The following is a 1,885-nucleotide window of genomic DNA, read 5'->3' as shown; positions in this document are numbered from 1 at the left end:
GGGCGGGGGCGACGAGGCGGGCGAGGCCGGCGAGGCGAAGGGGAGCGACGCGGGTGGTGACCGTGCGGTGTCACGTCGTGGCGGATCGTCCGGTGCCGGCAGCGGATCGGCGCCCACCGGCTCCGGGACGGGTTCCCTCCCGGCCTCCGACCCCGGCCCCGGCACCGGGGCGCCCGCCTGGGACGACGGGCTGATCGCGCGGCGGGCCGCCGAGGGCGCCGGTGCCGAGACGGTCGTCGTGGCCGAGACCCGGGGAAGCGGGGGCGGAGGACCGCAAGGGGTCGTGCCGCTGGCGTACGACGGGCCGCTGCGGTCGCGGCTCGACGCGCTCCGCGAGCTGGTGGGGCTCTCCCGTACGCGGGTGGACAGCCGCACCCTCTCCGAGGCCGGGCGGGTGCTGGACGAGGCGGCGGCGCGCCGCAGGCTCTCGGGCCGGCACACCGTCGTCGCCATCGCGGGCGCCACCGGAAGCGGCAAGTCCCAGCTGTTCAACGCGCTCGCCGGAGCGACCATCTCCGAGACGGGCGTACGCCGGCCGACGACCTCCGCGCCCATCGCGTGCAGTTGGAGCGACGGCGCCGCCGGTCTCATCGACCGGCTCGGCATCCCGCCCCGGCTGCGGCGCCGCCCCGTGCAGAGCCCGGAGATGGAGGCGCAGCTGCGCGGCCTCGTCCTGATCGACCTGCCCGACCACGACTCCGCCGCCGTGCAGCACCGCGAGCAGGTGGACCGCATCCTGCGCCTGGTCGACGCCGTGATCTGGGTCGTCGACCCCGAGAAGTACGCCGACGCCATGCTGCACGAGCGCTATCTGCGGCCCATGGCCGGGCACGCCGAGGTGATGTTCGTCGTGCTCAACCAGATCGACCGGCTGCCCGGTGAGGCGACCGAGCTGGTCCTGGACGATCTGCGGCGGCTGCTCGACGAGGACGGCATCGCGCTCGGCGAGTACGGCGAGCCCGGCGCGACCGTGCTGTCCCTGTCCGCGCTCACCGGGGACGGTGTACCGGAACTGCGGGAAGCGCTCGGCCAGTTCGTCGCCGAGCGGGGGGCCGCGGCCCGCCGGATCTCCGCCGACGTGGACGCGGCGGCGGCCGGGCTGTGGCCGGTGTACGCGGCCCGGCAGCGCACGGGGCTGACCGAGGAGGCCCGTGAGGAGTTCGCGGCGCGGCTCGCGGACGCCGTCGGTGCGACGGCGGCGGGCGAGGCCGCCGAACGGGCCTGGCTGCGCAACGCCAACCGGGCCTGCGGAACGCCGTGGCTGCGGCTGTGGCGCTGGATCAACGACCGGCGCGAACCTCCCACGGGACGGCTGCCGCTGCGCTCGCAGGCCGAGGAGGAGGCCACGGCGCGGCAGCGGGTGGAGCACGCGGTGCGTACGGTCGCGGACCGGGCGTCGGCCGGGCTGCCCGCGCCCTGGGCGCAGGCCGTGCGGGAAGCGGCCGTACGCGGCTCGCAGGGGCTGCCCGAAGCACTGGACGCGCTGGCCGCGCGGGCCGGGCTGCCCCCCGGCCGGCCGCCGAGGCCGGGCTGGTGGCCGGCGGCGGTGCTGGCGCAGGCCGCGATGACGCTGTTGCAGGTCGTCGGCGGGCTGTGGCTGGTGGGGCAGATCGTGGGGGTGATGTCCCCGAACCTGGGCGTGCCGGTGCTGCTGATGATCGCCGGCATCGTCGGGGGGCCGCTGGTGGAGTGGGGCTGCCGGATGGCGGCGCGCGGACCGGCACGGCGGTACGGGCAGGAGGCCGAGCGCAGGCTGAGAGAGGCGGCAGCCGGGTGCGGCCGGGCTCGCGTGCTGGACCCGGTGGCGGCGGAGCTGCTGCGGTACCGGGAGGTGCGGGAGCAGTACGCGCGGGTGTCCGGGGTGGGAGTGGGGGCGCCTTGAGAC

General features: G+C 77.1%; 1 protein-coding gene. It reads left to right on the top strand.

Translation table 11 applies throughout. From position 1 onward, the window contains the following. Positions 1–67 precede the first annotated feature (67 nt). Entirely contained in the window at positions 68–1,882 is a 1,815-nt protein-coding gene (locus MTQ10_RS30120; protein ID WP_247473748.1) for a GTPase, read from the top strand. The last annotated feature ends 3 nt before the right edge of the window (positions 1,883–1,885 follow it).

The organism is Streptomyces sp. XM83C (genome assembly GCF_023072675.1).
In the GTDB taxonomy this organism is placed as follows: Bacteria; Actinomycetota; Actinomycetes; order Streptomycetales; family Streptomycetaceae; genus Streptomyces; species Streptomyces thermocoprophilus.
The sequence above is the reverse complement of the archived record's forward strand: the minus strand, read 5'-3'. Positions and strand labels throughout refer to the sequence as shown.